Source organism: Candidatus Binatia bacterium, from assembly GCA_029243485.1.
GTDB lineage: Bacteria > Desulfobacterota > Binatia > UBA12015 > UBA12015 > VGTG01.
Map to the genome: position 1 here is coordinate 1 of JAQWRY010000046.1, position 4,169 is coordinate 4,169.

Below are 4,169 nucleotides of genomic sequence, written 5' to 3' on the forward strand. Positions count from 1 at the left end.
AATGGGCCGCCCCGGGATCGAACCGAGGACCCGCTGATTAAGAGTCAGCTGCTCTACCAACTGAGCTAGCGGCCCACGACGTCTCTACAGACCTCGGCGAAGCCGTGCAACTCTCGGCCGGCGGGCCAACCCGCCGGGGCAAGACTCGGCTCACTCCTGGTGGTACGAGATCAGATCCCGGAACCGGGACTCGCCGCGCCGAGGGGTCCTTCCCTGCCCCCACTCGAGCGCTTCGAGGAGCAGATCCGCCGTCAGGCCGAAGACCGAACCTCCCGCGAACTCGATGGTCTCGTTGAGGTAGTGGCCGCTGCGGAACTCGACCATCTCCTCGCCGCGCGCCGCGGGTCGAAGCAGTTCTTCCACATCCGGCGTGAGGATCTCCTCGACTTCGGCCGGGTTCGCCGTGAACGCGGGCCGCGACGGTGTCAGCGCGGCGTACGGAACGAGATAGCTCCCCGAGCCGCTCCACGCGTCGTCGAGCCAGCCGACGACCTCGATCGAATCCGGCGAGAGGCCGATCTCTTCGTGCGCCTCGCGAACGGCCGCCGCTTCGAAGGACTCCCCCGCCTCCACCATCCCGCAGGGAACAGCATCGGCGTACGGTCGCGCAGCTCGCGCAGGCGGCGGATCCAGGCGGCTACATCCATGCGCGCTCCGCCAAGGCGGGCGGGCCGAGCCGCGGGTCGTCGGAACCCCGAAAGGTTCCTACAACCCGCGATCGGGATGCCATAGGGTGAGTGACGGGGCTTGAACCCGCGGCCTCCGGAGCCACAATCCAGCGCTCTACCGACTGAGCTACACCCACCACGTGACGACTTTCGTGATAGCGAGCCGTGCGGGGTGGATCCAGCCCCAGGCGTCCGCGTTCTGCCCCCTTTATACAAGGGGTTGCCGGACGGGCGGCCGGCGGGCGAAAATCCAGTGAATTCAGGGTGGGTAGCCGGCTGTAAACCCAGGGCGGATCTGCGGTGTCGAACCCCCCGGGTCCCTTACACGCGGTCAGGAACGAAGAGCCCGGAGCGATGGGGAGCCGCAGACCCGAGAATGCGATTACCGACGAGGAATTCGGTGCGCTCTTCTCGGCCAACATCGACCGGGCCACCGGCTGGCGCGGCGCCCTCTAGGCGGCGACGACGCAGCCCCGAAAAGACATCGTCCAGGACGCCTTCGTCCGCACGTTCCGACAGCCTGAGCTCATTTCGCGGCGAATCGACGATCGACACCTGGTTCTTCAGCATCCTCGTTCGCACCGCCCAGAACCAGAAGCGCTGGCAGTGGCTCCGCGGCCGGCGGAACACAGCCGAGGTTGCACCCGAAGATCAGACCGGATGCGGGCGGCCGACCGCGCCGTCACCTCTCGACGCAGAGTCCCCACACCCCGAGGTTGTGACCATCACCGCCGCACAGAGCGCGAGCGGAAGTAGGAACGCAGTCGTTCGAGTCATCCTTCAACCGTTTCCTGACCTACTTGATCCCGACACCGATGTGAGCCGTGCTCGAGAGAACGATCTTCCCCACGACCGCCTTCCGAACACTCGCGACCTGCTCGTCGCTCAACGCGCGAAGTAGCGCGACCGCAAGCGGTGCAGACCCGCTCATGAGTTCCCAGAAGGTCTCCGCGGACTGCACTCCAAAGTCGTGCGTCACGGTATAGACGTTCGCGTCCACGAACCCCGCGCCGCGGATCAACGTCTCGAACGCCACCGGGTCGGCGAGGCTGAAGATTGCCGAGTCCGCAGGGGGCCGCAAGTCCGGAAGCGCCTCGCGCATCCCCGAGCCGAACAGCCGAAACATGTCGAAGTCCCGAGTCCAGGCGGTCACGACGACCCAGCCGCCCGGGGGGAGAACTCGGTGCATCTCCGAGTGAATCACGACCTGCTGATCATCGAAGACGGCAACGCTGACTCGAAGGGCGCGGGCGAGATCCTCTGGGGCCTTCGAGGCTACCCCAGCCAAGGCTCGCAAAAAGGCAATTCAATTTTCAAGGGGCCATACGACCTCCATGATGGCGAGAGCACGCTCTTTCCAGGAATGGTGGCGCCTATCACGATGTCTCGCTCAATTTCAGTGTAGATGTCATCTTCGGAGAGTATGACGACGCCGGCATCTGGTGGGTCGGGCCTTGCGGCAACAAGCTCACCGGCGACGGTCCGATCGCAACCAAAACCCTCGACTTCTCCAGCGGCCTGACTCTGAATGGGGGCGCGTCGGTAAAAACTCTCATCTTGAGTTCCGACAACCTGAAAGCAAAAGCGAAGATTCGGGTCGAGGTAACCTACGCGTAGTCGAGCGCTTTTTGCGACCGCCCCCCTCGGGTCGCACGCCAAAGGCGAGATGGCGAGCTTCGGTTTCACCGCGGGCTTCGACAGCCCGCGTCGCCGTCACTTCTCCATCGACGAGCTGTCGCCAAGGGGATGCGAGGAAAGGCACGTCGAGCCCGCCTGAGAATCAAGCGCTCACCCCTCCACGGGGTCGGAGTGACTCCAGTTCGACTCAACTTCAGCTGAACTCGAACTCTGCCGCCCCCGTGGTTACCGCCCGCACGAACTCTTGCTTGAGCGTCTCGGCGGTGGCCGCACGCCCTAATAGGGCTTGTTGATCTTGGTGGCGAGGAAGCTCTTCGCCTCGCCCGTGCATGAGTTCAGCCGGGTACGAATCGTTCCGGTGATGCGCGCTACCGAACTCACCCATCGGCTGCCCGAGATGCTGCCTCGCGGGGTATCCGGGTCGCTCGGGTCTGCTTCGAAGTTGGTGATGGACTCATTGATCGTGCCATTTATCCCTGGGACGCCGATGGCGGGGCAGGTGCCACCATGGTCAGCCGCGGCGACGCGCGCGTCCGGCGCGACCACGACCTCGTACACGCTTCCGCCGGTGATCTCGGCAATGATATCGCCCACGCCTGGATTGAGGATCGCTCCGGCGATGCGGACGAGGCGCACGGTAGCACCGGACGTGAAGGTCGCGCACGCGTTCAGGTAGTCACCCAGTTCCTGTGGCGACACGTTCACGAGCGCTGCCGGATGGTCCGAGTTGGAGCTTCCCCAGTCCCACGAGGCGCTAACACTCACCTGCAATTTTCCCAACCGGGAGAGTTTGGCGTTGAAGACGCTTTCAATCCCCGCCATGGCGCCATTTCCGCAGACGTTCGAGATGGCGACCTTGCTCGCGACGACCGTACTCACATCGACGTCCCGCACCTTGGTACGTGGGCGGATTTTTCCCGCTTCGGCCTCAGACAGCGGCAAGAGCAGCAAGCCCACCAACAGTGTCACGCGAATCGAGGCAACCATTTATTACTCCATTTCTGTGCGGGAATGAGGTCTCTCTCCCCAAGTGGGAAAGACCCTATAGTCAACCTTAACCCGCCCCACCTCAGATTCCAAAACCAATGTCAACTACCGAGGGCTCGCCCTCCGCCGCCGATCGATGGGGAGAACGGACCGGAACAAACACCCGCTCGCCTCCAACTCGCGACGCTGTTTGAGCGCCGGATTCTGCCTCGCGCCGAGTCTCACCGCTCTGAGACAGACTCTTAGACAGCGAGTTTCCACTTCGAAGCCGTGCTTGAGGAGTTCACGGGGCCTCTCTGCGCCCCAGCGCAGGCCCCGATAGCCCGGGTACAAATCGGAGTTTCATCTGATTTCCATGGCCTTGCGACCAGGACCAGCATGGTCGGCTGGCCCTAGACGGATTTCTAAAGTCCCATCTCGCGCATGGGTGCCCACCTGGTGGTCCTCTGGCACAAGGCTTGCCAAATTGGCTGGGCAGGTACTGAAGACCGTCAGGACTTCGACCGAATCCATCTGCGCCGCGGGCCGCGAGACACGCGTAGCCGGTTGCCGGCCGGGACGGCCGAACGGCGGTTGCAACTCGTCCAGTTCGACGCGCCTCCGACCGACGCCTGATTCACGCCGGCGGAGGTCAATTCGTCCAGTACATTCCCCAGAACGCCTACCTCGTGTGGGCGAACGCCGGTGGCCCCCCCCCCCCGAAAACCGGTCCGGCCCGAATATTAGAGAAGGTCGGTGGGAGAACGGCTACATCGAGAGCTTCAACGGAAGGCTTCGCGATGAACTTCTCAACGGCGAGATCTTCTACACGGTGCAGGAGGCAAAGATCCTGACCCAATGGTGGCGGCTCGAGTACAACCACGTCCGACCGCACAG

The 4,169-nt window shown here is 63.6% G+C and carries 3 protein-coding genes, 2 tRNA genes and 1 pseudogene; 1 reads left to right on the forward strand and 5 read right to left on the reverse strand.

The annotated features are described in order from the left end of the window. Positions 1–2: 2 nt before the first annotated feature. From P8R42_12930 to P8R42_12950, 5 genes are all read right to left on the reverse strand, one after another. Positions 3–75, reverse strand: a tRNA-Lys gene (locus tag P8R42_12930). 75 nt (positions 76–150) lie between these two features. After that, positions 151–633: an NUDIX domain-containing protein gene (locus tag P8R42_12935; GenBank protein ID MDG2305523.1), complete on the reverse strand. Its 483-nt coding sequence runs from the start codon at positions 631–633 to the stop codon at positions 151–153. Between the two features lie 99 nt (positions 634–732). Then, positions 733–805, reverse strand: a tRNA-His gene (locus tag P8R42_12940). 659 nt (positions 806–1,464) lie between these two features. Beyond that, entirely contained in the window at positions 1,465–1,956 is a 492-nt protein-coding gene (locus P8R42_12945) for a hypothetical protein (protein ID MDG2305524.1), read from the reverse strand. A 626-nt stretch (positions 1,957–2,582) separates the two neighbouring features. Continuing rightward, positions 2,583–3,293, reverse strand: a complete 711-nt coding sequence (locus P8R42_12950) for a hypothetical protein (GenBank protein ID MDG2305525.1) — start codon at positions 3,291–3,293, stop codon at positions 2,583–2,585. Between the two features lie 736 nt (positions 3,294–4,029). Here P8R42_12950 and P8R42_12955 point away from each other — a divergent pair. Continuing rightward, positions 4,030–4,169: pseudogene (locus P8R42_12955) on the forward strand (transposase).